The sequence below is a fragment of the Paenibacillus xinjiangensis genome, from assembly GCF_059686975.1.
In genome coordinates this window covers 137,255-162,696 of record NZ_JCAALS010000014.1, presented here as the reverse complement: position 1 = coordinate 162,696, position 25,442 = coordinate 137,255, and the positions used below count along the sequence as shown (strand labels likewise).

At 50.4% G+C, this 25,442-nt stretch carries 26 protein-coding genes; 7 read left to right on the top strand and 19 right to left on the bottom strand.

Annotated elements, in window-relative coordinates:
* Positions 1–57: 57 nt before the first annotated feature.
* From AC6ESP_RS15770 to AC6ESP_RS15750, 5 genes are all read right to left on the bottom strand, one after another.
* Complete coding sequence (locus tag AC6ESP_RS15770) at positions 58–1,509, bottom strand: serine hydrolase domain-containing protein (RefSeq protein WP_497097678.1); 1,452 nt, start codon at positions 1,507–1,509, stop codon at positions 58–60.
* Between the two features lie 155 nt (positions 1,510–1,664).
* Complete coding sequence (gene bcp / locus AC6ESP_RS15765) at positions 1,665–2,135, bottom strand: thioredoxin-dependent thiol peroxidase (RefSeq protein ID WP_497097677.1); 471 nt, start codon at positions 2,133–2,135, stop codon at positions 1,665–1,667.
* 40 nt (positions 2,136–2,175) lie between these two features.
* The gene (locus AC6ESP_RS15760; protein WP_497097676.1) at positions 2,176–2,967 is read right to left on the bottom strand and encodes an ABC transporter permease; all 792 of its coding nucleotides are present in this window, start codon (positions 2,965–2,967) and stop codon (positions 2,176–2,178) included.
* A 4-nt stretch (positions 2,968–2,971) separates the two neighbouring features.
* A complete protein-coding gene (locus tag AC6ESP_RS15755) occupies positions 2,972–3,766 on the bottom strand; it encodes an ABC transporter permease (RefSeq protein ID WP_497097675.1) in 795 nt (264 codons plus the stop codon).
* Complete coding sequence (locus AC6ESP_RS15750) at positions 3,763–4,860, bottom strand: ABC transporter ATP-binding protein (RefSeq protein ID WP_497097674.1); 1,098 nt, start codon at positions 4,858–4,860, stop codon at positions 3,763–3,765. The genes AC6ESP_RS15755 and AC6ESP_RS15750 overlap by 4 nt, the downstream gene beginning before the upstream one ends.
* Positions 4,861–5,089: 229 nt before the next feature.
* Between AC6ESP_RS15750 and AC6ESP_RS15745 the strand changes: the two genes are divergently transcribed.
* Positions 5,090–6,133 carry an LCP family protein gene (locus AC6ESP_RS15745; RefSeq protein WP_497097673.1) on the top strand — a complete coding sequence of 348 codons (1,044 nt, stop codon included), beginning with the start codon at positions 5,090–5,092 and terminating at the stop codon, positions 6,131–6,133.
* Positions 6,134–6,280: 147 nt separating this feature from the next.
* Positions 6,281–7,597, top strand: a complete 1,317-nt coding sequence (locus tag AC6ESP_RS15740; protein ID WP_497097672.1) for a glutamate-1-semialdehyde 2,1-aminomutase — start codon at positions 6,281–6,283, stop codon at positions 7,595–7,597.
* Positions 7,598–7,727: 130 nt separating this feature from the next.
* On the opposite strand, the gene AC6ESP_RS15735 is transcribed toward AC6ESP_RS15740, so the two are convergent.
* From AC6ESP_RS15735 to AC6ESP_RS15710, 6 genes are all read right to left on the bottom strand, one after another.
* The gene (locus AC6ESP_RS15735) at positions 7,728–8,582 is read right to left on the bottom strand and encodes an inositol monophosphatase family protein (protein WP_497097671.1); all 855 of its coding nucleotides are present in this window, start codon (positions 8,580–8,582) and stop codon (positions 7,728–7,730) included.
* Between the two features lie 111 nt (positions 8,583–8,693).
* Complete coding sequence (locus tag AC6ESP_RS15730) at positions 8,694–9,518, bottom strand: sulfite exporter TauE/SafE family protein (protein WP_497097670.1); 825 nt, start codon at positions 9,516–9,518, stop codon at positions 8,694–8,696.
* Positions 9,519–9,629: 111 nt separating this feature from the next.
* Positions 9,630–10,640, bottom strand: coding sequence for a UV DNA damage repair endonuclease UvsE (gene uvsE, locus AC6ESP_RS15725; protein ID WP_497097669.1), 1,011 nt, complete (start codon positions 10,638–10,640; stop codon positions 9,630–9,632).
* Positions 10,641–10,643: 3 nt separating this feature from the next.
* Positions 10,644–10,961 carry a hypothetical protein gene (locus AC6ESP_RS15720; RefSeq protein WP_497097668.1) on the bottom strand — a complete coding sequence of 106 codons (318 nt, stop codon included), beginning with the start codon at positions 10,959–10,961 and terminating at the stop codon, positions 10,644–10,646.
* 45 nt (positions 10,962–11,006) lie between these two features.
* Positions 11,007–12,128, bottom strand: a complete 1,122-nt coding sequence (locus AC6ESP_RS15715; protein WP_497097667.1) for a D-alanine--D-alanine ligase — start codon at positions 12,126–12,128, stop codon at positions 11,007–11,009.
* A 26-nt stretch (positions 12,129–12,154) separates the two neighbouring features.
* Positions 12,155–13,396, bottom strand: a complete 1,242-nt coding sequence (locus tag AC6ESP_RS15710; RefSeq protein WP_497097666.1) for an amidase domain-containing protein — start codon at positions 13,394–13,396, stop codon at positions 12,155–12,157.
* Between the two features lie 136 nt (positions 13,397–13,532).
* Between AC6ESP_RS15710 and acnA the strand changes: the two genes are divergently transcribed.
* Positions 13,533–16,250 carry an aconitate hydratase AcnA gene (gene acnA, locus AC6ESP_RS15705; protein ID WP_497097665.1) on the top strand — a complete coding sequence of 906 codons (2,718 nt, stop codon included), beginning with the start codon at positions 13,533–13,535 and terminating at the stop codon, positions 16,248–16,250.
* Between the two features lie 96 nt (positions 16,251–16,346).
* Here acnA and AC6ESP_RS15700 read toward each other — a convergent pair whose 3' ends face one another.
* A complete protein-coding gene (locus AC6ESP_RS15700; protein WP_497097664.1) occupies positions 16,347–17,090 on the bottom strand; it encodes an IclR family transcriptional regulator in 744 nt (247 codons plus the stop codon).
* Between the two features lie 225 nt (positions 17,091–17,315).
* Between AC6ESP_RS15700 and AC6ESP_RS15695 the strand changes: the two genes are divergently transcribed.
* The gene (locus AC6ESP_RS15695; RefSeq protein ID WP_497097663.1) at positions 17,316–18,383 is read left to right on the top strand and encodes an alpha/beta hydrolase; all 1,068 of its coding nucleotides are present in this window, start codon (positions 17,316–17,318) and stop codon (positions 18,381–18,383) included.
* 98 nt (positions 18,384–18,481) lie between these two features.
* Here AC6ESP_RS15695 and folE read toward each other — a convergent pair whose 3' ends face one another.
* From folE to AC6ESP_RS15660, 7 genes are all read right to left on the bottom strand, one after another.
* On the bottom strand, positions 18,482–19,075 hold the full coding sequence (folE, locus tag AC6ESP_RS15690; protein ID WP_497097662.1) for a GTP cyclohydrolase I FolE: 594 nt from the start codon (positions 19,073–19,075) through the stop codon (positions 18,482–18,484).
* A 41-nt stretch (positions 19,076–19,116) separates the two neighbouring features.
* Positions 19,117–19,329, bottom strand: coding sequence for a YneF family protein (locus tag AC6ESP_RS15685; protein ID WP_497097690.1), 213 nt, complete (start codon positions 19,327–19,329; stop codon positions 19,117–19,119).
* Positions 19,330–19,450: 121 nt separating this feature from the next.
* Complete coding sequence (queG, locus tag AC6ESP_RS15680) at positions 19,451–20,617, bottom strand: tRNA epoxyqueuosine(34) reductase QueG (RefSeq protein ID WP_497097661.1); 1,167 nt, start codon at positions 20,615–20,617, stop codon at positions 19,451–19,453.
* Between the two features lie 7 nt (positions 20,618–20,624).
* Entirely contained in the window at positions 20,625–21,059 is a 435-nt protein-coding gene (gene rnhA / locus AC6ESP_RS15675; RefSeq protein WP_497097660.1) for a ribonuclease HI, read from the bottom strand.
* A 19-nt stretch (positions 21,060–21,078) separates the two neighbouring features.
* On the bottom strand, positions 21,079–21,735 hold the full coding sequence (gene lepB / locus AC6ESP_RS15670; protein ID WP_497097659.1) for a signal peptidase I: 657 nt from the start codon (positions 21,733–21,735) through the stop codon (positions 21,079–21,081).
* The gene (locus AC6ESP_RS15665; protein WP_497097658.1) at positions 21,671–22,228 is read right to left on the bottom strand and encodes a DUF402 domain-containing protein; all 558 of its coding nucleotides are present in this window, start codon (positions 22,226–22,228) and stop codon (positions 21,671–21,673) included. Before AC6ESP_RS15665 ends, lepB begins: the two co-directional genes overlap by 65 nt.
* A gap of 153 nt (positions 22,229–22,381) precedes the next feature.
* Positions 22,382–22,804 carry a GNAT family N-acetyltransferase gene (locus AC6ESP_RS15660; RefSeq protein ID WP_497097657.1) on the bottom strand — a complete coding sequence of 141 codons (423 nt, stop codon included), beginning with the start codon at positions 22,802–22,804 and terminating at the stop codon, positions 22,382–22,384.
* A 354-nt stretch (positions 22,805–23,158) separates the two neighbouring features.
* On the opposite strand from AC6ESP_RS15660, the gene AC6ESP_RS15655 reads away from it, so the two are divergent.
* The 3 genes from AC6ESP_RS15655 (at position 23,159) to AC6ESP_RS15645 (ending at position 25,384) form a co-directional block, all read left to right on the top strand.
* Positions 23,159–23,773 (top strand): superoxide dismutase, encoded by a 615-nt coding sequence (locus AC6ESP_RS15655; RefSeq protein ID WP_497097656.1) that lies wholly within the window; start codon positions 23,159–23,161, stop codon positions 23,771–23,773.
* A gap of 163 nt (positions 23,774–23,936) precedes the next feature.
* A complete protein-coding gene (locus AC6ESP_RS15650) occupies positions 23,937–24,827 on the top strand; it encodes a hypothetical protein (protein ID WP_497097655.1) in 891 nt (296 codons plus the stop codon).
* A gap of 197 nt (positions 24,828–25,024) precedes the next feature.
* Positions 25,025–25,384: a hypothetical protein gene (locus AC6ESP_RS15645; protein ID WP_497097654.1), complete on the top strand. Its 360-nt coding sequence runs from the start codon at positions 25,025–25,027 to the stop codon at positions 25,382–25,384.
* The last annotated feature ends 58 nt before the right edge of the window (positions 25,385–25,442 follow it).

The following is a 25,442-nucleotide window of genomic DNA, read 5'->3' as shown; positions in this document are numbered from 1 at the left end:
AAAAAAGACTCCCGCAAGCGCGAGAGTCTTTTCTACAATCTATTTATAGCCTATCCTCTATTCCTTCAGAGCCTCTGCGGCAAGCGATTGCATCTTATTCAGCATAGCAATGGAATCGATCCCCGCATGATTGCTTAACAGAATAACGACAATGCCATTGCCCAGATTACGGGAAATGCCCGACGAGTAGCCGCTGCCGCTTCCGTTATGGAAGACGGTCTTTCCTTCAGCGGATTGCTTCACCATCCACCCGTAGCCATAATTTCTGTCTGAATATGACTGGTACATCTTCTCAAGCGCAGCATCCTTCAGCAGCTCGCCGGATACGAGCAGGCGATCCCATTTCAATAGATCATCAACGGTGGAATAGAGCGTGCCTGTACCCGACTGTGAGGCGTAATAAGGCGCTTCAACCCATTGTCCGTTTTTGGGCAAATAGCCTTGAATCGTAGGCGTAGCCGTTGTAGCTGTCCCGGAATTGATCATGCCAGCGGGATCGAATATCGTCTTCTGGATATAGTCGCCATAGCTCATCCCCGACAGCTTCCCGATAACATAGGCCAGCAGCACATAGCCGTTATTGCTATATTTGTAAGCCGTTCCTGGTTCAAAATCCAGCTTCTTCGTCCGAATCTCCGCAATGGTCTGCTCAAGCGTCAAGCCATCTCTTCTAGTGAACTCAGAAGGAAGTCCCGACGTGTGAGACAGCAGCAAATGCAGCGTTATGTCCTCTCCCCGCGGGATGCCCGATACATAAGCAGATATAGGATCATCCAGCTTCGCTTTCCCCTGCTCTACCAGCTTCATGATAGCTGCAGCTGTGAATGTCTTCGTAACGGAAGCGATTCTGCTCTTATCCTCAGGTACAGTAAGCTTGCCGCCGCTAGATAGGCCATAGCCTTTGCGCAGCTCGACCATACCATCCTTCGCAACAAGCGCGATACCGGAATAAGCTTGACTGAGCAAATATTCATCAACGCTCGTCAGTGCTTTGGACACATATGTAGCTTGGTCAGTAACTATGTCGATGTTCGTAATACCAGATATGCGAGCAACCGCTATCGAGGCTCTGAGTGATACGGCCATTGAACGCAGCGGAATCATTAATGAGCCTTTCACCGTCTGGGATGCGGCAGGCATATCAAGAATAAGTCCGTTGATTAACATCGTTGCCGTGCCCGCATGGTGGGTAATGATGTCGTCATTCAATCGAATAGTTGCGGTCTGACTCTGTTGATTCCAGCTAACCGCTCCTCCCAGAGCATTGCCTGCCTCACGAAGCGGTACGAACGTCGTCCCTTTCTCGATAAAAGGCTCTCTGCTCCAGCTCTTAACCTGCTCGCCGTCCACCTTAACAATCGTCGCTCCCGTACTGCTGCTCTGAGCTGCAGCGGATACCGCGCTTGAGCCGTATACGGCAGTGACCGCTATCATAACCGCAAGCCATGTTAGGGCAAGCCGGCTGAACAAGCCGCTGTGCCTTTCATTTCTTAACGTCAATTTCCCCATTGCCCCGTACCTCCTCCTCGCCTTTCCTTTAATTGTAAAGGATCGTTTATTAGACGGTCAAACCGCGAAGGCAGTTGCACTCTTCCACAAAAAAAGAAGGCTGTCCACCCGATCCATGACCGAGAACAGCCTTCCTTTCTATATGCGATGTAGGGCTAAGCAAGCTCCTGTACAGCTGCCAGCACCTGCTCCACATGCCCTTTCACCCTTATCTTGCGCCATTCGCGCACAAGCTTACCGGATTCATCAATGAGGAAGGTCGAGCGTACGATCCCCATGTATTCTTTGCCATACAGCTTCTTAAGCTGCCACACGCCGAACAGCTCGCTGACGGCATGGTCGGTATCCGACAGCAGCAAGAAAGGCAGCTCCTGCTTGCTAATGAATCTATGGTGGGCCTTCATCTCATCCGGGCTAATGCCCAGCACAACTGTATTGCGATCCATCATCGCGGGATAAGCGTCACGGAAGCTGCAAGCTTGCTCCGTACATGCCGGAGTGCTGTCCTTCGGGTAGAAATAAATAACGACCTTCTTGCCGCGGAAATCACTAAGGCTCACTTGCTCACCATTCGATGCCTCTAGCGTAAAGTCTGGCGCTTGCTGTCCTAATTCAATCGATGTCATCTGTCAATCTCCTTCCTTGTCTCTCCATAAAGTCTCGTCCTTACGAGCCTGCCCCTCGATAACGCTTCACGCCATTGTTCCACAGCAGCAGTCCTAAGAGGAAGAAGACCGCCCCTACAACAGGTGTCAGCAGCGCCAGCTTGGACAAGTCGTCAGCCTTCTCTTCGAGGAAGTAAGAAGCCGGAATGACGCCTACGAAGGCGAACGGCAGCAGCCAGGTCAGCATGAACCGGATGACTTTATTGTAGATGTTCACGGGATATCGGCCGTAGTTCTGAATATTGTACATAAGTGGTACGATGCCTGTCGGAGCGTCCGAGTAGAACGATATAGCTGATAGCGCCGTGTAGATGCCTGCATAGACGAATACCGCTCCAAGAACGAATAGGATAAGCAGCAGCGGATCATACCAATGGAATGCGAGGCCCAGATCGCCCCAGCATAGAGCCATGATCACAGCGCCGATGACAGAGCCGAACAGAGACGGCGGATCAACGTTCTCAAGCAGCACCTGGAATAAATTATGGGCAGGGCGCGTCAGTATACGGTCCATTTCCCCTTTGACAATATAACGCTCACTGAAATTCCACACGTTGAAGAATGTGCTGAATATGCCGTACGGAATCATGAAGAAGCCGTAGACGAACACCACCTCAGCCTCCGACCAGCCGCCAAGAGTCGGTGTATGCTGGAAGACGACGAGGATGAAGATCAGGTTCATCCCCTGGAACATCATATCGGATAATACCTCGATCCAGAAATCCGCACGGTAGGTTAAGCGTGTCTTTGCATAATTTTTGATGTATTCCCAGAATAAGATGGCATAGTTCATAGCCTTAACCTCCTTGCACGAACAGACGCTTGCGCGCAGCCCGCCATGTGAACCAGATTGGGACGAGCAGCAGCACGAACCACAGCACTTGCAGTCCCATCAGCCCGAACGCTTCATTCAGCGGCGTGCGTCCCGTGAATACAGCGCTCGGCAAATACGTAATCGCTTGAAAAGGCAGCCACTGCATCGTAGCCTCCAGCCACCCAGGGAAGAACGCGACAGGGATGAGCACACCGGAGAACAGATCGACGACTACCCGTTTCATCCGCATCATGCCCTCATTATTTTCCACGAAGAACGCGAATAGGCCCGTCAGAATGTTGATCTGTGAATTAATAAGGAAGCTGAAGAGCAGCATGACCAGATATATGCCCCAAGTGGCTGGGTCTGTAGGCAGCGTCACTGGGAAGATGAGGCATACAATAACCATCCCCGGCACCATGAATAGCAGCATGCGGAACAAGCCTTCCCCGAAGCCCTGCATCATCTTCACGAGCAGATACGAATACGGCCGAATCAGCTGCATCGCAATGCTGCCATCTCTAATGTCATTAGCGATCTCACGATCCAGGTTATTGAAGTAAAAAGCCCGCGCCATCCACGACACCGCTACATACGTCGTCATTTGGGCGAGAGTGAAGCCCTGCAGTGTCTCTTGCGAGCCATATATGGCTTTCCAGAGATAATAATAGGCTCCGATATTAATGGCATAAATAATGATGCCGCTATAGTAATTAACGCGGTAAGCGAGCATCGTTAGAAAACGAATGCGAATAAAATCAATATAAGCGCTCATCATCGTACGGATTTCTCCTCAAGCTCTTTGGCCGTGCTCTCCGCTTCAGCTCCTGCTTCCTTGTCTGGCTCTGAGCCAAGTGTTGCTGCCGCATTCGCTGTCGCAGAGCCCGATCTGTATATTTCGCGAACGATTTCATCCGTGTTCGTCTCGGATATTTTGATATCGCGAATCTCCGTACCGCTCACAACAAGGCCCAGCGCATCCGATACGTTGATAGAATGAGGCAGCCACATCGTTGCGCTTAGATCGCTGTCTGGCTTCCAAGTGACACCCAGACCATCGGTCAAATACTGCAGCTTGGCAATCGGCGTATGCTTGCTGAATTCAAAATGCACCTCGCGTCCCTTGCTCCAGCGATTCTTCAGATCCTCTAGTCCCCCGTCATAGATAATCCGTCCGTCATCAAGCATAATAACGCGGGAGCAGAGCGCTTCAATGTCCTGCAGATCATGGGTGGTCAGCAGAATTGTCGTTCCCTCTTCTTTATTCAATTCCTTCAGGAATTCACGGATCTCCGTCTTCACCACGATATCCAGTCCGATCGTCGGCTCGTCCAGAAACAGAATGGCCGGATTGTGCAGCAGCGATGCTACTAATTCACAGCGCATGCGCTGACCTAGACTCAGCTTACGTACAGGGCGATTAAGGAGATCACCGAGGTCGAGTCGTTCTACTAGATTGTTAAGACGCTTGCGGAAGTCCTGCTCCGATACCTTGTAGACTTTGCGCAGCAGCTGGAACGATTCAATGACACCAATATCCCACCAGAGCTGCGAGCGCTGGCCGAATACGACACCGATGTTGCCGACGAATTTCTCGCGATCTTTATACGGAATATAGCCATTCACCTTCAAATAACCCGAAGTCGGCACTAGGATGCCTGTAAGCATCTTGATCGTAGTCGATTTGCCTGCACCATTCTCACCGATATAGCCGCAGATTTCCCCTTGTGGAATTTGGAATGAGATATCCTTCACTGCTCTTACTTCCGTATATTCCCTTTTGAACAAATCCTTTAGCGCGCCAGATAAGCCTTCTCGGTTTTTCTGTACTCTGAACTGCTTGCGCAGCTCCTTTACTTCAATAGCTAACATAAACTTGATTAACCCCTCTCCGTTCGGACGGTCGACATTTCCCGGGAAATTGTGAGATTTTTACAGCTAATGCGATAAAACTTGCTTCCAGATGATGTTCCGCTTTATAATTTTATGATATGTAATATTACAATAGTTATTGTTGTGCGTAAACGGCACGGTTAAAACCGCTTGCCAAGGGAAAACCATCATATAGGGTGTAGTAGCTGAAAGGAGCACTTTTATCAAAATGCGCAAACAGCCGAAACAAAAAAAGAAACCATGGAAATGGGTACTCATCAGCTTCCTCGTGCTGCTCGGTATTGGAATTGCCGCAGCGGCATATTGGGGAGTCGGTGTATATAAGGCGCTGGACAACTTCAGCAAGCCTGGTGAAGATTCCCGGTTCGGACAGTTCGATGAACAGACTGTTGAAGTTCCGAAATGGGAAGGTACAGAGCGAGTAAACATTCTATTGCTTGGCGGAGATGCTCGTGGACTAGAGAAGAATCAAGTACCGCGTTCAGACTCTTTGTTAGTCGCTTCATTCGATCCTGTGACGAAGAAGGCTCATTTGTTCTCCGTCCTTCGTGACACTTATGTAGATATCGAAGGCCACGGACGAGGCAGAATCAACACAGCTATTACGTTAGGCGGACCATCGCTAGCTATGAATACCGTTGGCGATCTTCTCGGATTAGACATTCAATATTATGTGTATACCGACTTCGAAGGATTCAAATCCCTCATTGATACGATCGGCGGCATTTACTTCGATGTTGAGAAGGACATGCACTATACAGACAATGCAGACGGCAACCTGTATGATATCGACTTGAAGCAGGGCTACCAGCTGCTTGACGGAGACAAGGCACTGCAATATGTGCGCTTCCGTCATGACGCAATGAGCGACTTCACAAGAACCGAGCGTCAGCGCAACTTCCTGATGGCGGTTGCCAAAGAACTACAGTCTACATGGAATATTGTGAAAATGAAAGATATACTCGAAAGCGTCTCGCCTTATATCGAGATGAATCTGACCGTCAGCGACATGCTCAAGCTCGGCCAGCTTGGTGTTGAGAGCCACGTAGCAGGAACGCAGCAGGTTCCGCCAATGGATATGATCGCGGATGAGAATGTTGGCGGTGCTTCTGTTCTGGCTGTCAGAGATCAGGATGCACTGCTCGAATTCGTTCAGGAATTCCTGGCTAGTGATGATACCATTCCTGAGCCTTCCACTTCTCCTGATGCAGAAGGCAGCACCTCTACTAACTCTAACAGCGCTGTAGAATAATAAATGAGCTAGACGTCAGCGGCTTCATTCCCTTCGCGGAATGAAGCCGCTTTGGCGCTCGCCTGCCAAACCATACAGCTCGTTCACAAGTTATGCCATTCCTATCGCTCATCCCATGAATTCAGAATACGTTTAGGAGGAATACACATGTCTATTAATCGTACACGCTCAGAAGAGCTCTATGAACAAGCGCTGGAGCATATTGTTGGGGGCGTTAACAGTCCCTCCCGTTCATTCAAGGCTGTCGGAGGAGGCGCGCCCGTCTTCATGAAACGCGCAGAAGGCGCTTATTTCTATGATGTGGATGATAACCGCTACATCGATTATCTCGCCGCTTACGGCCCTATCATTACAGGACATGCTCACCCCCATGTGACGGAAGCAATCATACGCGCTGTACAGAACGGTACGCTGTACGGAACGCCGACAGAGCTCGAGATCCAGCTGGCTCGCATGCTGAAGGAGGCCATTCCCTCCATGGACAAAGTTCGCTTCGTCAATTCAGGCACAGAAGCGGTAATGACGACCATTCGCGTCGCTCGTGCCTTCACGAAACGAAGCAAAATCATCAAGTTCGCTGGCTGCTACCATGGCCATTCCGATCTTGTCCTTGTAGCTGCAGGCTCAGGACCCTCCACGCTTGGCATACCCGACAGCGCTGGTATTCCGACCAGTATCGCACATGAGATCATTACGGTGCCATTCAATGACCTTGAAGCGCTTAAGGCTGCCTTGGAGCGCTGGGGGCATGAGACAGCAGCTGTCATGGTTGAGCCTATTGTCGGCAACTTCGGCATGGTTATGCCAGAGCCGGGCTTCCTTGAAGGGTTATGCGAATTAACCCGCGCTGCAGGCGCACTCGTTATTTATGATGAAGTGATTACCGCCTTCCGCTTCCATTACGGTTCAGCCCAGACCTTCTCAGCGTTCCCGGATCATTCAGCAATTGAACCTGATCTGACCGCCCTTGGCAAAGTCATCGGCGGAGGCTTGCCTATTGGTGCTTATGGCGGCCGCAAGCAGATCATGGAGCAGGTAGCTCCTCTCGGTCCTACTTATCAAGCAGGAACGATGGCAGGCAACCCTGCTTCGATCTCAGCGGGTATCGCCTGTCTGGAGGTTCTGCAAGCACCAGGCGTCTACGACCGTATGGATGCTTTGGCAGCTGTGCTGGCCGACGGTATTCAGGCAGCAGCTGACCGCCACGGCATTGCACTGACCATCAACCGTATCCGCGGCGCCTTCTCCGCTCATTTCTGCGATCACCCGATCACGAACTACGATCAGGCACAGGATACGGACGGCGAGCTGTTCGGTCGATTCTTCAAGCTCATGCTGGAGCAGGGCGTCTGCCTCGCTCCTTCCAAATACGAGGCGTGGTTCCTGACAACCGCGCATACAGAGGCTGATGTTCAAGCCACAATAGCTGCAGCGGAGACAGCCTTCTCTAAGCTTAAGCTGTAGGCCATCCATATAAGGGCAGGATCAGAGGTGTTACGCTCTCTCTGATCCTGCCCTTACAATAGCAAACAGGGCTGTCCCAAGAGGTTATACATAACCTCAGGAACAGCCCTGTTTACTGCATTCAGTTCAGCTATTTCACAGCGTCAGCTGCTGTAAGCGCTTCAATAAGCGACTCATGAATCTTTCCATTAGATGCCACGACATGGCGTACGCCTAGATCATATGGATTGCCTAGCGTATCGGTAACCGTACCGCCTGACTCTTGAACAAGCAGTACACCTGCCGCCAGATCCCAGCTGCTAAGTCCAATTTCCCAGAAGCCTGTAAGCCTGCCTGCTGCCACATAAGCCAGATGCAGCGCTGCTGAGCCGCTTGAGCGAATGTTGCGTACCTGCGGCGCAACTGCCTGCAGCCCCTTCATATTGAGCGGCAGCGCATAATGATGATCGGCTGGGAACCCGGTTGCAATCAGACTGGCTGCCAGCGTATCCTCACCAGATACCCCCATTCGCTTGCCATGCACATAAGCGCCCTTCCCTTTCTCAGCAAGGAACAGCTCATCCTTCATCGGATCATAGACAACACCTACAATAACCTCACCTCGATAAGCCAGCGCAATCGAAACAACGAAGAAAGGGAACCCGTGGACGAAATTCGTCGTACCGTCAATCGGATCAACGATCCACAAATATTCCTCTTCACGCATCTCAGCAAGGGCACGCGCCGATGCTTCCGGCCCCGGCTCAACCCCTTCTTCACCTAAGAAGGAATGATCGGGGAAATGGGTCTGGAGCAATCGTTTAATTAGTATCTCTGATCCTTTGTCGACTTCAGTTACTAGATCATGAGATGAATATTTCAGATCAAGCTGCTCATAATTCCCGAGCTTGGTCTTGATCCATTCTCCGGCTTTGGCCGCGCAGTTTATCGCAACGGCTGTAAAGCTCTTACCGCCTACGACGGAATCGTTCTGCTGATTACTCACGGTCCATCACTCTACTCTCTTTGTTATAATGTAATAGTAAGGCGTTAAATAAAATATGATTGATTAGTATACGTTAACATAAGCTGTAAGTTTCGCATATCTTGCGTTCGATTACAACTCTGTGATGCCTTGAATGATTAGCTGGCAGGCCAGCACCAGTAGTGTAATGCGGAGCAGCCACATTAGTCCTTTGCCGCTCATTCTACTCGCAATTCTAGCTCCAAGCTTCCCGCCAACCCATGCCCCTGGCACAAGTGCGAGCACAAGCCAGAAATTCGTCTCACCCAAGAATGCGTGCATCCCGCTTCCCAGTATAGAAGACAGGAATATCACGAACATAGACGTTGCTGTTGCCGTATGGGGAGGGAAACGGAATAGCAGCACCATCAGCGGCACGAACAGAGAGCCTCCTCCGATGCCGAACAATCCGGATATTAGGCCTACTCCGAACCCAATGGCAAGCGCCGGCACCATTGCATATCCGTAGGTATGCGTTTGCCCAGAGGCATCTGTTATAGAGCGCTTAATCGGCCATTCCCTCGTAATCGGTTTCATATAATCACGAGCGATTAATAAGGCAGCCATCAGCAGCATAAAAATACCGAAGGACAAGGAGAATGCCCCTCCCTGAAACTTCCCAGTCAAGGCGGAGCCGATTAGGGCTGCTGGCCCGCTGGTGATGAAGAACAGCCACGCGCTCTTGAAATCAACAATCCCTTTTTTAGCATAGCTCATCGTGGATGCAAGAGCCGTCACAATTAGCATGGTTAAAGAGGTTCCTACTGCAGTGGCATGGTCGATGACCCCTCCTGTAAGCTGAGGCCCCAGCAGCATAAGCATAGGAACGATAATAATGCCGCCCCCTAGGCCAACGATACTTCCGAATATCGAAGCAATCATACCGAGCAGGACAAGAAGTATCCACTCCAACACCATCGTTAGCTGCACTCCATTTCTGTTTCTTATGTTATGAATCTGTCTGGCTGCTGAGCACGGCTGTGCTCCCATAGAGCAACACCGCCAAGGTCAGCCCTTGACGGTGTTGCTCTATGGAATGATCTCCACGCTGCCCTCATCGATAACTCTTACGCCTTTCCCTGCTGCTTCCAGCACCTTCAAGTCCTCCATCAGCTTAAGCAGTGCAGCATCCTTGCTCTTTGCTTCAAGCATACAGTCAATGCGAGGGGTCGTCTGTGCAATCCGCTTCAGGAAGTGGACAAGCGTCGCCGCTTCAACATAATCAGCGTGGCCTCTAGGGTCAGCTTCACTCTTAGGGCTGGACGCATGAATCTTGGGCGGAAGCTCGACGCCTAGGCGCTGTTCTTCTGTAGTCCATGTACGTAGAATACGCGGCCATAGACCGCCGCACAGCTCGTCCATGGATGTGTCACCGCCATCATTGACCGCATGATGGTGAATATCCAGCACCATAGGCACGCCTACTGCTTCTGCGACGTCAAGCGTCTCGCGGGCAGTGAAGGTTTTATCATCATTCTCCAGCGTGATGCGGTGCTTGTAACGAGAGGACAGCCCTCCGAACTGTGTAATAAAGCGCTCGGCGGAGGTTATCTTATCGCCATATGCGCCTCCGATATGTATATTGCATTTCACGGTCTCAGGCAAACCCATCGCTTCAAGCATGTCAATGTGGTAATCCAGATCCCGTTTCGAGCTCTCCAGCACCTCAGGACGAGGGGTACTGAACACGCAGAAGTGATCCGGATGGAACGACACACGGATTCCTGTTTTTTGCACATATTCACCCAAGCTCCTGAAGGATGAGGCTAACGCAGGATACGGGTCCCACTCTGCCAAATTCGCATGTGTAGCTAATGGAATCAGCTTCGATGAGAGACGATACAGCTTAATATCATGCGCGACGGCATGCTTCATAATACGCAAGGTACTATGAAGATTCTCCTCTGCGATACGCTCCAGCTTCCGTATGGCTGCCTCGCGGTCCAGCAGCTTGGAGAAATTCGCGAAGGTCATCGTCCGGGACGGCGAGGCGTTCTCTAGAAGCAAGCTCATGGCTACGAAGCCGAACCGGACCAGCATCTTCTAAGCACGCTCCCCGAAGAACATTTCATCAGCAAGAGCTGTCTGTACCTTCGCTTCTTCATCTGTTAATTTTCTCACAAGCTCCATCTCCACTTCTGTTACTTCTTCGCCTTGAAAATTAATTTCAGCAATAGAAGCGAGAATTCGCACGATCGCAATTGCCTGATTGTTAGGTGTATAGGCAATTACCTTTTGACCGGTTGGGAAGACGCGAAATCCGCTCTTCACCATTTTACCCCGGCCGTATTCCAACAATTCATAGAGCTCCTGCTCAGACTTGAATTTACATACAGAATTAAATTCGGTTGCAAAACCCATCGATGTATACCTCCTCTCCTAGACTAGAGTTACAGCCAGCTATCCTCAAATGCCGCTGCCCCCATAATCAATGCTCTGCTTGTCAGCATATCGTTTGAGCGCCAGCTCAATCAGCTTGTCGAGCAGCTCCCGATATGGAAGTCCTGTTTCCTTCCACATGAGGGGATACATGCTGAATGGCGTGAAGCCAGGTAAAGTGTTAACCTCATTAATGAATAACTGATTGTCTGATTTGCGAAGGAAGAAATCGACTCGCGACAGCCCCGAGCCATCGATAGACATGAAGGCTCTTACAGCCATTTCCCTTACCATCTCAGCCAATGTGCCTGGCAGATTGGCTGGAATCTGCATAGTGGACTTCCCATCCACATATTTGGCCTTGTAGTCGTAGAACTCATTGGACGGTGCGATTTCACCTGGAACAGATGCCTTAGGCTCATCGTTGCCTAGGACGCTGACCTCGATCTCTCTTGCATCGACGAACTCCTCCACAATAACCTTACGGTCATAGCGAAAAGCATAGTCTACAGCAGCTATAAGCTCTTCCCGGTTCTTCGCCTTGGAAATGCCTACGCTTGATCCCAGATTTGCTGGTTTAATGAAGCAAGGATACCCGAGCGAGACCTCGCATTCCATAATGAAGAAGGAGGCATCCTTCTCCCACTGCTTACGATTGAAATAGCGGAAGACACATTGCGGCAGGCCTTCCTGTGCGAACACTTTTTTCATCATAATCTTGTCCATGCCAACAGCCGAAGCGAGTACTCCAGCCCCCACATAAGGAATATTCGCGATCTCGAACAAGCCTTGAATGGTGCCATCCTCTCCGAAAGTACCGTGCAGCAGTGGGAATACGACATCAAGCGGCTGGCGGCCATCACCAGCGCTTCCCGGATTCAGGCGCTCGAATAGCGGGGCAAGCGGGAATACCGCTGCTCCTTGATCTGAACCATCTGCTGCTGGAATACGAAGCTCATCCACACTGAGCGGCTTGCTCGCAAGCTTATCGCCAAGTCTCCACTCACCAAGCTTCGTTATATAGAAGGGCGTAATTTCATACTTACTGTAATCGAATTCTCCCGCTACCGCAAAGGCAGTCTGAAGGGATACATCATGCTCTCCCGATTTGCCGCCATATATAAGCCCTACATGCAGTTTCGTCCCCATCGCTTATCCCCCAAGTCATGATGAATTTATAAGAAGTCCTCAATATGAAAAAAACGATACCTGGTCTGTTCCGTCCAAGCATAGGAATCCCTATAATCCCAGTAGCGGTGTCTGCTAGGCACCGTATTCGCATTGACGAGAGGCATCCCCGCGGCATCGAATGCCGTTACGATCGTGCTATGCTGAAATCGATTGTCACCGTTCCAATCATACGTAATCACATCACCGAGCTGCAGCTCCTCAGCCGACTCCAAGACAGTCGCACGAAGACCACTGCTCCGGTGTCCTGATAAATAATTCGTCAGCGCATTAGAGACAGCCCAGCTGTAGCTCCACCATTCGCTGCCTTTGTTACGGCCCTTGTACCACCAGCCCGATCCTCTTTTACCAGTATAGTTCATCGGAGCATTGCCTGCAAAGAGCGCCTGGGAGATGTAGTTCGTGCAATTTACCTCGAATTCTTCATAAGCGGGGTTCGGCTGATTCCAATAGAGATCCGCATAAGCAGCTGCCAACTCTCTCCTGTAAGGAATAGCTGCCATCCGGTGTTTGAATTGCGGGAATAGGTCATAATTTAAGTAAGGCATGGAGCGAATAGGCGTACTATCCCACTGGCGGGCCTCTTGCTCTTCCTCTGCTTCACCCGAGTACTCAGATAACCCGTAGCGTGGCCTTCGTTCCGCAATGACCGGCTCGATTCGGACAATTTGCCAGAAGCCAGAGGATTGCCCAAGCCAAAGCCGCTCATATTCTGCTCTCTCTTCGATGTAGTGAAGCCCAGCCTGATCCATCTGTCTTTTAATATGAAGCTTGATCAATACCGACACCTCGGCATTGGACTCGTTCACTCGTACGAGCTCTGCCTTCGTCTCCCCGCGTGAGGGCAGAACACCACGCAGCAGATCTCGCTGACGAAGCCTCTCCAGACGGCATCCGAGACGGTAGCAGTGATCTTTGTCCGTCACAAAGCTATTTATTGCAGCTGCATGCTGCTCAGTCTCAGCCTGATTGTATAGACTTACGTATTGATGAATGGAAGATTTCCATCCCTCTGGCTTATCTGATCTTGGTTTCACATAATCGGAGGAGCGAAGCAAAGAGGTCAGCTTGGAGTGCGGCTGCTCGGTTGACACTCGGCGCTCGCTATATACCGATAACGTCACTTCTTTGGCTGCAGGCTTAGACGGAGCTGAATGGTTCGTCAATGGCTCGCGCGCTCGCTTGCCAGGCCGGCTTCCCTTCCCTTGTTTGACCGTTCTAGAAGACATAGCTACCCCTCCCGATCCTGTATTAGCTGGTTCATTATATGAGTGGTCGAATCATTTCATGTAATATTCAGCCACAGGCTTGGGCACTGTTATACAATCGGAAAGCTTGCGATCACCATAGGAGGAATTACAGATCATGCCCACTCAACAATCAGATCCTTATAAGGCTCGTGCTGCTCTAAGCGCAGGCGGCCAATCGTATGTCTATTACCAGCTCTCCACGCTGGAGGAGCAGGGACTCGGGCATATTGCCAGCCTTCCCTTCTCGATTAAAGTGCTACTGGAGGCTGCCGTGCGCCAATTCGACGGGCATGCTATTACCGCTGATCATGTGCGGCAGCTTGCGAACTGGTCCGCTGTGCGGGAGGACAAAGAAATCCCGTTCATTCCCGCGCGAATTGTACTGCAGGATTTCACCGGTGTTCCTGTCGTTGTCGATCTCGCGGCCATGCGCGATACAGTCAAGCGCGCTGGCGGCGACCCGAAGCAGATCAACCCGCTCGTCCCAGTCGATCTAGTCATCGACCATTCCGTTATGGTGGACGCGTTCGGTAACGACGAGGCACTCGAATATAACACGAAGATTGAATTCAAGCGCAATGAAGAACGGTATCGCTTCCTGCGCTGGGCACAGACTGCATTCAATAACTTCCGCGCGGTGCCTCCGGGCACAGGTATCGTCCATCAGGTTAATCTGGAGTATTTGGCTTCCGTTGCCGCGACCAAAGCTGTCGATGGAGAGACGATCGTCTATCCAGACTCCCTAGTAGGCACCGATTCCCATACCACGATGATTAATGGCCTTGGTATTGTCGGCTGGGGCGTCGGAGGCATTGAGGCGGAGGCCGGCATGCTCGGACAGCCGCTCTATTTCGTTACCCCTGAGGTGATTGGCTTCAAGCTTACCGGGAGCCTGCCAGAAGGGGCTACTGCAACAGACTTGGCTCTGACGGTAACACAAATTTTGCGTAAAAAAGGGGTCGTCGGCAAATTCGTTGAATTTTATGGCCCTGGCCTCTCGAACATCAGCTTGCCGGACCGCGCAACGGTCGCCAATATGGCACCGGAATATGGCGCAACGATCGGCTTCTTCCCCGTCGATGAGGAGGCGCTTCGCTTCCTGCGCTCAACCGGCCGCTCAGAGGAGCAGATCGAGCTTGTCGAAGCTTATTACAAAGCTCAAGGTATGTTCCGAACGGACGATACGCCTAGCCCTAGCTTTACAGATTCCATAGAGCTGGACTTATCGTTGATTGTTCCATCGCTCGCTGGACCGAAGCGTCCTCAGGATCGCGTAGAGCTGACCGCTATGAAAGAATCTTTCAACAGCATTATCAGGACGCCTATCGAGAAAGGCGGCTATGGACTGACGGAAGAGCAGATCGAGCAGTCGGTTGCAATCACACATACCAACGGTGAAGAGAGCAGGCTGACGACCGGAGCTGTCGTCATCGCCGCCATTACGAGCTGCACGAACACCTCTAACCCCAGTGTTATGCTCGGCGCTGGCATTGTTGCGAAGAAAGCTGTACTGCGCGGATTAACCAGACCCGCCTATGTGAAGACCTCTCTAACCCCGGGCTCTCTCGTCGTGACTGATTATTTGGCCAAAGCAGGCCTAATGAAGCCTCTGGAGCAGCTAGGCTTCTACCTTGCCGGGTATGGCTGTGCCACGTGCATTGGCAATTCCGGACCCTTGCCCCCAGAAGTAACTGAAGCGGTACTGAATAATGATATGACCGTGGCGGCTGTGCTATCTGGTAACCGCAACTTCGAGGGACGTGTCCATGCGCTGGTCAAAACGAATTATCTTGCATCTCCGCCTCTTGTAGTCGCCTATGCGATTGCCGGAACGGTAGACATTGATCTGGTGAATGATCCGATTGGCTATGACCAAGAGAAGCAGCCCGTCTACTTAAGGGATATCTGGCCGACTGCGCAAGAGATTCAAGAAGCAACTGAGCTTGCGCTTCATCCACAGATGTTCCGGGATAAATATGAGCATGTATTCACACAAAATGAACGCTGGAATGCGATCTCCGTACCCGAAGGCGAGAGCTATGAATGGGATGCAGATTCGACCTATATTCAGAATCCGCCCTTCTTCGAGCATATTGATACCGCGCTCACCGACATTGCAGATATTCCTTCTGCCAGCGTTCTTGCGCTGCTGGGCGATTCCGTCACGACCGACCACATCTCACCAGCGGGCAATATTAAGCCCGATAGCCCAGGCGGTGAATATTTGATTAAGCATGGCGTGCCCAGAGAGGACTTCAACTCCTATGGCTCACGCCGCGGCAACCATGAGGTCATGATGCGGGGTACCTTCGCCAATATCCGAATCCGCAATCAGGTTGCCCCCGGAACCGAAGGCGGTGTCACCACTTATCTGCCGACAGATGAGGTCATGTCCATCTATGACGCCTCTATGAAATATCAGGCAGCTGGCAAGAATCTGGTCGTCATCGCCGGCAAGGAATACGGCACCGGGAGCTCTCGTGACTGGGCGGCCAAAGGCACCTATCTGCTCGGGGTCAAAGCGGTCATTACCGAGAGCTTCGAGCGTATCCATCGTTCTAACCTAGTTGGCATGGGGGTGCTGCCGCTGCAATTCCAAGAGGGCCAGAGCTGGAAGACTCTCGGCATTACAGGGCGTGAAACCTTCGATATTACTGGCTTGTCGAGCGACATCCGCCCTGGTCAGCTGGTTACTGTTAACGCTGTACGTGAGGATGGCAGCCAATTCGAATTCAAAGTGATCGTGCGGCTCGACTCTCTTGTTGATGTCGATTATTATCGTAACGGAGGAATACTCCAGACCGTATTGCGGTCCATGATGAATAGTAATTAAATGACAATACGAAAAATCCCCCTAACGGAGTCTCCTCGATCCATTAGGGGGATTTTTCGTATAGCGTATATATGCTGTTGAACTGTTGAACACGAGCTACTTACTCATCGTTCCCATTCGCTTGGCAGATTGGATGAGTACCGGCGAATACTCCCGCATAATGTCCATCGTTAGCCGGCTTGCAGGACCTGATACAGATAATGCCGCTGCGAGCTTGCCCTCTCGGTTGAAGATTGGCGCTGATAGTGCTGCCGCCCCCGGCTCACGCTCCTCGAAGCTAGTTGCATAGCCTAATTGCACAACCTCGTCCAGCTGCTGCTTATATTGGTCCAGATCAACTACGAACAGCCATGATGGATCACCGAATATTTCTTCTTGCACTTGGCGTCCAGCATACGCAATAAGCACTTTACTCGAAGCTCCCGCGTATAGAGGCAGTCTTACTCCAACCGGAGCCACCCGTCGAACGGGCTGATTGCTCTGTACGGCCTGAATACGAATCCGTTCGAACCCATCTCGCACATAGATGCTTACCGTCTCGCCCAGAAGATCACGAAGCCTCTCCATCTCCGGCTGCCAGATGACGGCTTGGTCATCTGTTCTAGACAAATGCGCAGACAGCTCCCATACTCGCATCCCCAGATGATAACGGTCTGTTCCCTGATCACGCTCAATGAAGCCACGGTCCTCAAGAGTGGCAAGCATGCGATGAACCGTGCTTTTATGCAGACCCGTCCTCTCCGCTATTTCGGTCATAGCAAGATCTGTTCCGGATGTAAAACAAAGCAATATATCAAGCGCACGTTCCACTGCGCGAACCGTTGATTTCCCTTCTTCCATTCAGCGCAACCTCCTCATCTTTCCCAAAACTCTGTTCCGTACAATGAAACTGATTATCATTCAGTATACCTCACAAGAGCCTTAATCGTAAAGAAAAGTTACTTCATTACAGCCGCATTACAAGAGCTTAACATTATGTCGACATCAATTGACAGGCCTATACTTGAGACATACGATAAAAGCACTAGATTAATCTCGTTCAAACCATGGAGGGAGGCTACCACGATGAGTACGACAATAATGACTCCTATGCCGCTTGAAGGCGGATTTCCCCAATCTGCACAACCCTTTCCTTCATTAGACGGTGGACTGGGGCTACACAAGCTCCGCCCGCAGACGAAGACTCGCCGCAACAAGCATCTGTTCGTTGCGCTGATTGCCTCCTTGACTGCCATGATCTTGATTGCTGCCGTTGTGTTTCATGGCTACGTAGCCTGGATGCTTACCTATCCGTATGTTGCACCTCTAATATCCAACCCCAAAGCCGCAGTAGGCTTAGATTATGAGGATATTGTTATCCCAAGCATGAGTGGCCGTACCACCGTTGACGGCTGGTATGTTCCAGCTGCAGCCGATGATTCTTCGGTAGATTCCTCTACCCGTACAATTGTGTTCAGCCATGGGTACGGTGCTAACCGTGAGGAAACGTGGGTCCCTATGTATGATTTAACGAAGCTGCTTAATGGCCTTCATTATAATGTGGTTCTTTTTGACTATGGTTACGCTTCTTCTGCCTATAAGGCTCCTGCTACAGGAGGCTTGGAGGAATCCCAACAGCTGCTCGCAGCTGTTGAGTACGCCAAATCACGGGGAGCAGAGGAAATAATCGTATGGGGCTTCTCCATGGGTGCAGGAACTGCATTGCAATCCGCTCTGCAGACCGATGATATTGATGCTATGATTCTCGATAGTTTATTTGTTACAGATGCAGACACTTTGTATAACAATGTTACCCAGGTTGTTGATCTGCCGAGATTCCCTTCCATGACGCTGATCGAGACGATGCTGCCTCTATGGTCTGGTTCCAAAATCTCTGATATTCCATTCGACCAAATCTTGACCAACAATTATGAGATACCGCTCTATATTATTCATGGTACAGAAGATGTGAAGGCTCCTTATGGAGTAGCCGAATCGATTGCCGCTGGACAGACCAATCCACTGTCGCGCTCCTGGATCGTTCCACAAGGACAGCATGAGATGCTGTTCCGGGCTTCTCCTAATGAATATATTCAACGCGCTGCACTGTTCTTATCTCAAGTAGATCAACAGTATGATAGCGATGCCGCATAGCCTGCTATAGTAGAACATTCCCTTTATTGGCTCAAAAAAAACCACTGCAATACAGATCCTAATGATCTGTTCTTGCAGTGGTTTTGTTCATTCTACATCTATTGCTTAAGAAGAGCTAGGAACTCCGAGCGCAATGCGGAGCTTGTACGGAATTCGCCGCGTACGGCTGAAGTAACCGTGTTGCTGCCCGTTTTCTTAACCCCGCGAGAGCACATGCACAGATGCTCTCCCTCAACGACTACCATTACGCCATGAGGCTGAAGCTCTTTATCGATAATATCCGCGATTTGCGTCGTGATTCGTTCTTGTACTTGCAGTCTCCGCGTAATCGCATCGACTAGCCGAGCCAGCTTGCTTAAACCGGCGATTTTGCCACTAGGAATGTATCCGATATGGGCTTTTCCAAAAAAAGGCGCCATATGATGCTCGCATTGGCTGTAATACACGATATCCTTCACAATGACCAGCTCTTCATGCTGCTCATCGAAGGTTACCCCAAGCACTTCCTCGGGCGATACTTCATAGCCTGCAAATATTTCTTCATACATACGGGTCACGCGAGCTGGCGTCTCCAGCAAGCCTTCCCTTTCAACGTCCTCGCCAACCAGCTTCAAAATCTCTTTGACATGAAACTCTATCTGCTCCCGATTGCGAGATACCGCCGAATTGACGTAGTCTTTTTTCCCCGCCACTTCGAATCATCCTCTCCGGCACCCTCGACGAATTGTCGTCTTTATTTGCGCGGCATCTTCTGGTTCTTCATCATGTTCTGCGCACGCGTCATTTGCTGTTTATTCAAATTATAGCCCATCTGCTTGGCCATCTTCTGGATCATCTCCGGATCATTCTGCATCTTCTCAAGCTGTTTGCGCAAGTAGAAGACGCCGACAAAAAATCCGCCAACCGCCCCAACGATTAATGTTATTATCGGGATAATAATATCCAATGCCATAAACAATATTCACCTGACCCTTTCCTATCTCTGCTGTCCATACTATTTCATGCTATACATTGACCAATAATAGCATGTAAAGCGGGTGTTCGCAAACACTCCACAGAAGTAAATCTCAGGCCAAATCCTCTCTGCCTTCCAGCACCGCGAGCGCACGCTCCATATAGCTTTTGGCCTCTTCATCACTTTCGAGTGGAAGGGCCTCCTGCACAGCTGCTGTCGCCTCAATGCCGCCAATTCGACTGAGTGCCCAAGCTGCCGTTCCGCGCATAACCGGACGTGTGTCCTGCTTCAATACGCCGATTAGATCAGGCACTGCACTCACCTCTTTGAAGTTGCCAAGCGCAATAACCGCATTGCGCTGAATCGGCTTCTTCCCACGCCATGCGGATGAACTGCTCGCATAACGATCCTTGAACTCCTTATTGCCGATCGTTAGAAGCGGCACGAGCAGTGGCTTCACCAGCTCATAATCAGGCTGAAGCTCCGGCTGATGCGTCCAATTCTTCCCACGATTAACCGGACATACCGTCTGGCAAGTATCACAGCCGTATAAGCGGTTGCCGATTTTGCGCATATAAGGCTCGGGTACGAAGCCCTTCGTCTGTGTAATGAAGGATATGCATTTCTTGGAATCCAGCTGCCCGGGACCAACGAGAGCGTCGGTTGGACAGGCATCAATGCATTTGGTGCATGTCCCGCAGCCCTCTGTTACAGGCTGGTCTGGCGGCAGCGGGATATTCGTAATCATCTCTCCGAGATAAACCCATGAACCCAGATCCTCCGTCAGAATCGCACAGTTCTTGGCGCTCCAACCAATTCCAGCTCTCTCGGCTACAGCCCGATCGACGAGCGCTCCCGTATCTACCATGCTCTCTACACGAATATCCGGCACTCGCTCTCGCAGCCAAGCTTCCAGCCTGCCAAGCCTGTCCCGCAATACCTTATGGTAATCCTCTCCCCAAGCCGAGCGCGACATGATGCCGCGTCTAGCGCCGGGCTCTGACTTCGGCGGGTTACTCATCTTGGAGGGATAAGCGATTGCGATGGCAATAATAGACTGAGGGTTGTCGAACAGCAGGGCAGGATTCGTCCGTTTGTCCAGATCAGCCTCCTCGAAGCCTGACTCCCTGCCAAGCTCGCGATGCCGGAGCAGCGTCTGCTTCAGTGCTGTGAATGGATCAGCAGAGGCTACGCCTATTTTGTCAATGCCAAGGCTTGCCGCTGCAGCTTGCATTTCCTGTTTCAACATCACCCAGCAGTCATCGCCTGTCATTGCCATCTTCTCCTTACAATCGTTTTATCGCTTCACGCGCCAGCTCATCACAACGATTGTTCCACTCGTTGTCGCTGTGACCTTTAACCTTGATATATTCCACGGTGTGCAGCTTCATCAGCCCCCACAGGTTCTGCCATAGATCCTGATTTTCAACCGGCTCCTTCTTACTGTTCTTCCAGCCGTTGCGCAGCCAGCCATGAATCCAGCCCTTCGAAAAACAATTAACCACATAAGCCGAATCGCTGTATACCCTTGCCTGACAAGGCTCCTTGAGCAGCTTCAACGCTTCAATAACCGCCTGTATCTCCATTCGATTATTCGTCGAGTGCTTCTCAGCACCTGAGATTTCCTTGCGGTGTGCGCCATAGAACAAGACAGCTCCCCATCCGCCTGGCCCTGGATTCCCGGAGCACGCGCCGTCTGTATAAATGGTTACCTCTTTCATTGACTAACATCCCCTATAGCTATAACGATGTGATCTGTTCGTACGGCCACACGATGAAGTCAGCTCTGCCCTGTATCAAAGAATCTGACACCGTACCGAACATACGACTATCCTTGCTTGCACGAGCATGGCGATTGTCCCCCATAACGAAATAGGAATCTTCCTCTACCATAATCGGCATGAAATCCAAATCTTCAATAACACTGTCAATATAAGTCTCCTCGACCTTGACTCCGTTACGGTACAGCTCTTTGTTATAAATCTCGATCTTGTCCCCAGGGACGCCAACCACTCTCTTCACTAGAAGCTCTTTCTCTTCTCCATGCGAGGTGGGGTCCTGCAAAATAACGACATCCCCTACTCTCGGGTTATGCATTTTGTACACCAGCTTATTCACGAATAGCCATTCCTTCTCGCGCAGCGTCGGCTCCATCGAATGACCTTCTACCGTCGATAGGTTAAAAACGAACAAATGAAGCACCATAACGATTGAGAAAGATACCGCTATCGTCTTCATCCAATCGAGAGCTTCCTTAACCCAGCCATGCTTCCGCGGAGTAACTGGCTCGGATCCTTGTTCTGTATTCTCCGTAGGTGATATGCTCACTAGGTTACGCCTCGCTTTCCCTATGCTCTCGGAGCCATTCCTCGTAATAAGCTCTGACAGCTTGATCATCAAAAGGCGCCTCGTTATGATCCATCCGCTTCAGCAATGCCGTAAGCCCTGCCTGTACCTTCTCCTCTACCACTGCCGGATAATGAAAGAGAAGCTTATGCATGTCGTATTCATCCTGATCCACAATATGCCGGATACCTTCTCTCGTCCGAATGACGTCCAGATCATAATCCATATACGTAAGCACGTCCCCTTGCTGATAAGGGGGTGATGCAATATTGCAATAATAGCGGATTCCGCCTTCTTCTAATAAAGCGACGATATTATACCATTCACCCGGTATGAAAAAAGAAACCGCAGGCACGCGGCTGATCCACAGCTTGCCATCGGATTCCTGAATCGGCGTCTGGCGATTAATCAGTACAATCATAGCTTCCCCTCTATGCTGAGGTGCTAGACGTTCCTCCGGAACTAGCCAGTTGCGCAGCCATGTACGATGAAGATGTCCGTCATGCTTGAAGCTTTTGATCACACAATGCCGATACATGTCCATGCTGTGTTCTCCTTAATCCTCTATAGCAAGAGCAAGCTATACGCTTCTCTTATATTATATTACCCTTCTAAATAGAAAAGCATATCTCACCGCCAAAAGCAATGGCGGTGCAGATATGCCCTGCACACACGGCTATCAAGCGGCAATGCCGCTCTAGCCTGCTATAATACTTAATTTTTGAAACGATCGGAAAAAGTCGTTAGAGGCATAACCCATAGCTTCATACAGCGGAAGAACCGGTTCATTATATTCGTCAGCGGTAATTAGTATCTTCGTAACATTACGCTGCTCGAAGCGCTGACGCAAAGATTGAATAAGCGCTTTGCCGATTCCTTTCCGTTGATGGTCAGGTTGAACGGCAATGCGATAATAATAACCTTTGTTATTATCGATTGTACCGATGATCATACCTACAATTTCCGACTGTTCGACAGCAACTAGAACCAAGTCACTGTCCCATGACAATTGACGTGCAAAAGCTTCCATCGTTTGCTCGTAACAATCCTCGGTAAGTACATCTTCTAGAAGTGCCGTTAGTGGTCTGTAATCAGACAACTGGAAGGAACGAACGTTCATTGAATATACACCTTCTATACCTTGTCATAGTGCTGCAAGGTTATAAAATACGACACTTTTTCTTGAATTCCTGCTTAAATCTTTAAAAAAACTTAAAAAATTTAAAGAAAATAGCGATATTCCTCTGAAAACGCTTTATTTTAAGCGCTTACAGGTACTTTTAACCTATTTACGTTCATTTTGTTTCGTATGCTCCCGATTTTGCATATTTACGCTATATGCGTGTTATTCTAATGATTGGCAGCATTACCGAGGACAAATCGACTTTTGAAACATCAATGTTGATTTATTTGATCGGATAATGGATAATGAATAAAGAGACTTACATATTTTATTCTTAGGAGGATGTTTACTATGGCTCATCAATTACCTGCTTTGCCTTATGCTAACGACGCACTGGTACCACATATCGACGCATTGACAATGGAAATACACCATGACCGTCACCACAATGCATATGTAACGAACCTGAATGCTGCTCTGGAGTCTGCTCCTGAATTGCAAGACAAGTCGCTCGAAGAGCTTCTTGCTAACAACCTGGCAATCGTTCCTGAAGCGATCCGTACGGCTGTTCGCAACAACGGCGGTGGACATGCTAACCACTCCTTGTTCTGGGAAACAATCGGACCTAACGCTGGCGGAGCTCCAACTGGTGCACTTGCAGCAGCAATCGAGAGCGAGCTTGGCGGCTTCGATACATTCAAAGCTGATTTCGCAAAAGCAGCAGCAACTCGCTTCGGCAGCGGCTGGGCTTGGCTGTCTGTTAAAGACGGCAAATTGAAAGTATCAAGCTTGCCTAACCAAGACAGCCCGATCTTCGAAGGCGAAACACCTTTACTTGGTCTGGATGTATGGGAGCATGCATACTACCTGAACTACCAAAACAAACGCCCTGACTACATCGCAGCGTTCTGGAACGTTGTGAACTGGTCTGAAGTTGGCAAACGTTACGAAGCTGCAGTGAAATAATACAGCTTCGCGTGGATAGAGGCAGCCCTTCAAGGTTCTAGTGACCTGAAGGGCTGCCTTTTTGCATAGAATGAGATAACTCAGACACAAGGATAGGCATCTGCCGCATAAGATGGATTAGGATAAATGCCTAATTATAAGCGTGAAGGAGTCTGACTAGTGTATGAGTCGTACTTATATGTATATTGAAGGGCAAGGCACTACTACTGCACATAACTGTGGCTGCGGTGGACCTCGTATGCTGATGCCCGGTGGATTTGGCCCAGGCCCTGGTCCTGGACCGGGACCCGGACCAGGGCCGTTCCCTCCTGGACCAGGGCCATTCCCTCCTGGACCAGGACCGTTCCCTCCTGGACCAGGGCCGTTCCCTCCCGGACCAGAGCCGTTCCCTCCTGGACCAGGGCCGTTCCCTCCCGGACCAGGACCGTTCCCTCCTGGACCAGGGCCGTTCCCTCCTGGACCAGGGCCGTTCCCTCCTGGACCAGGGCCGTTCCCTCCTGGACCAGGGCCGTTCCCTCCTGGACCAGGGCCGTTCCCTCCAGGACCAGGACCGTTCCCTCCTGGACCAGGGCCGTTCCCTCCTGGACCAGGGCCGTTCCCTCCTGGACCAGGGCCGTTCCCTCCTGGACCAGGACCGTTCCCTCCTGGACCAGGACCGTTCCCGTTTCCTTTCCCATTCCCATTCCCAATACCTGTTCCATTCCCGCCAGGCATCCCTTCTACTGTAACTGTCATTATTAATGGCGGCCGGTTCTTCCCTAACGTTACACGAGCCTACAACGTTCGATTCCGTCTAGGGCTGACTATTTACCTTGCTCTAGCTCAGACAGGCGTTGTCCGGTTCAACCCGAATGGCCAGATTGCCTCGGTCAGCGGTATTCCAATCGGCGGACCTATCACCTATGTTCTAAGGCTGAACGGTCGTATTATTCCATCAATACTGCTGAACTTCCCTATTCAGCGCAATGATAGGGTTTCTCTTGAGCTCCAATTCTCAGGCCGTCAAGATGACGAGGCCATCGAGGAAATATCAGATTTCCCTCCTTCGTATTAAGCTTGTTCGCTCTACCCCCGATAGAGCAATGCACGACGAGGCTGCCCTTGATTCCTTACAAGGCAGCCTCGATTTTTATTTTCTGATGACATTCTTCAGTCTCACCCGTTGGGATCTTTAGCCACTTGTCTCGTTTCACTAACGAAGCTTCGTGGGTACTCATTAATAGAACCTAATTACAAAAGGAGAGAACAATCATGAATCATGCTTTGGGCAAAAGAACCTACTACATATCTGTATCTGGCAAATCCGTTGATACAGAGCCCTCCCGTTCTGAACAGCTGCAAGTACACGCTACAGAGGAAGAGATGGAGGAGCTCAGAATCGCGCTTGAGCGACTGCAATCGGATGATGCTTTTACCGCCTTCAAAGCCCCTATACCCTACAAATCTGCCGATCACGATCCAGCAACCGATAAGTTCAATCAGGATCTTCTGGAGCTCTATCGCATCGTATACCGCATCGGCACAGACGAGACGAAGAATCATATCAGCTCGATGAACATTATCAATGAGTTGAAAAATACCGACTACAATTATCCGGGGTACAAGCGATGACCCTTCGCCCGCTCAACAAGAAGAGCCGATTCTAGCCTCCTAATCGGAAGTCAGAAAT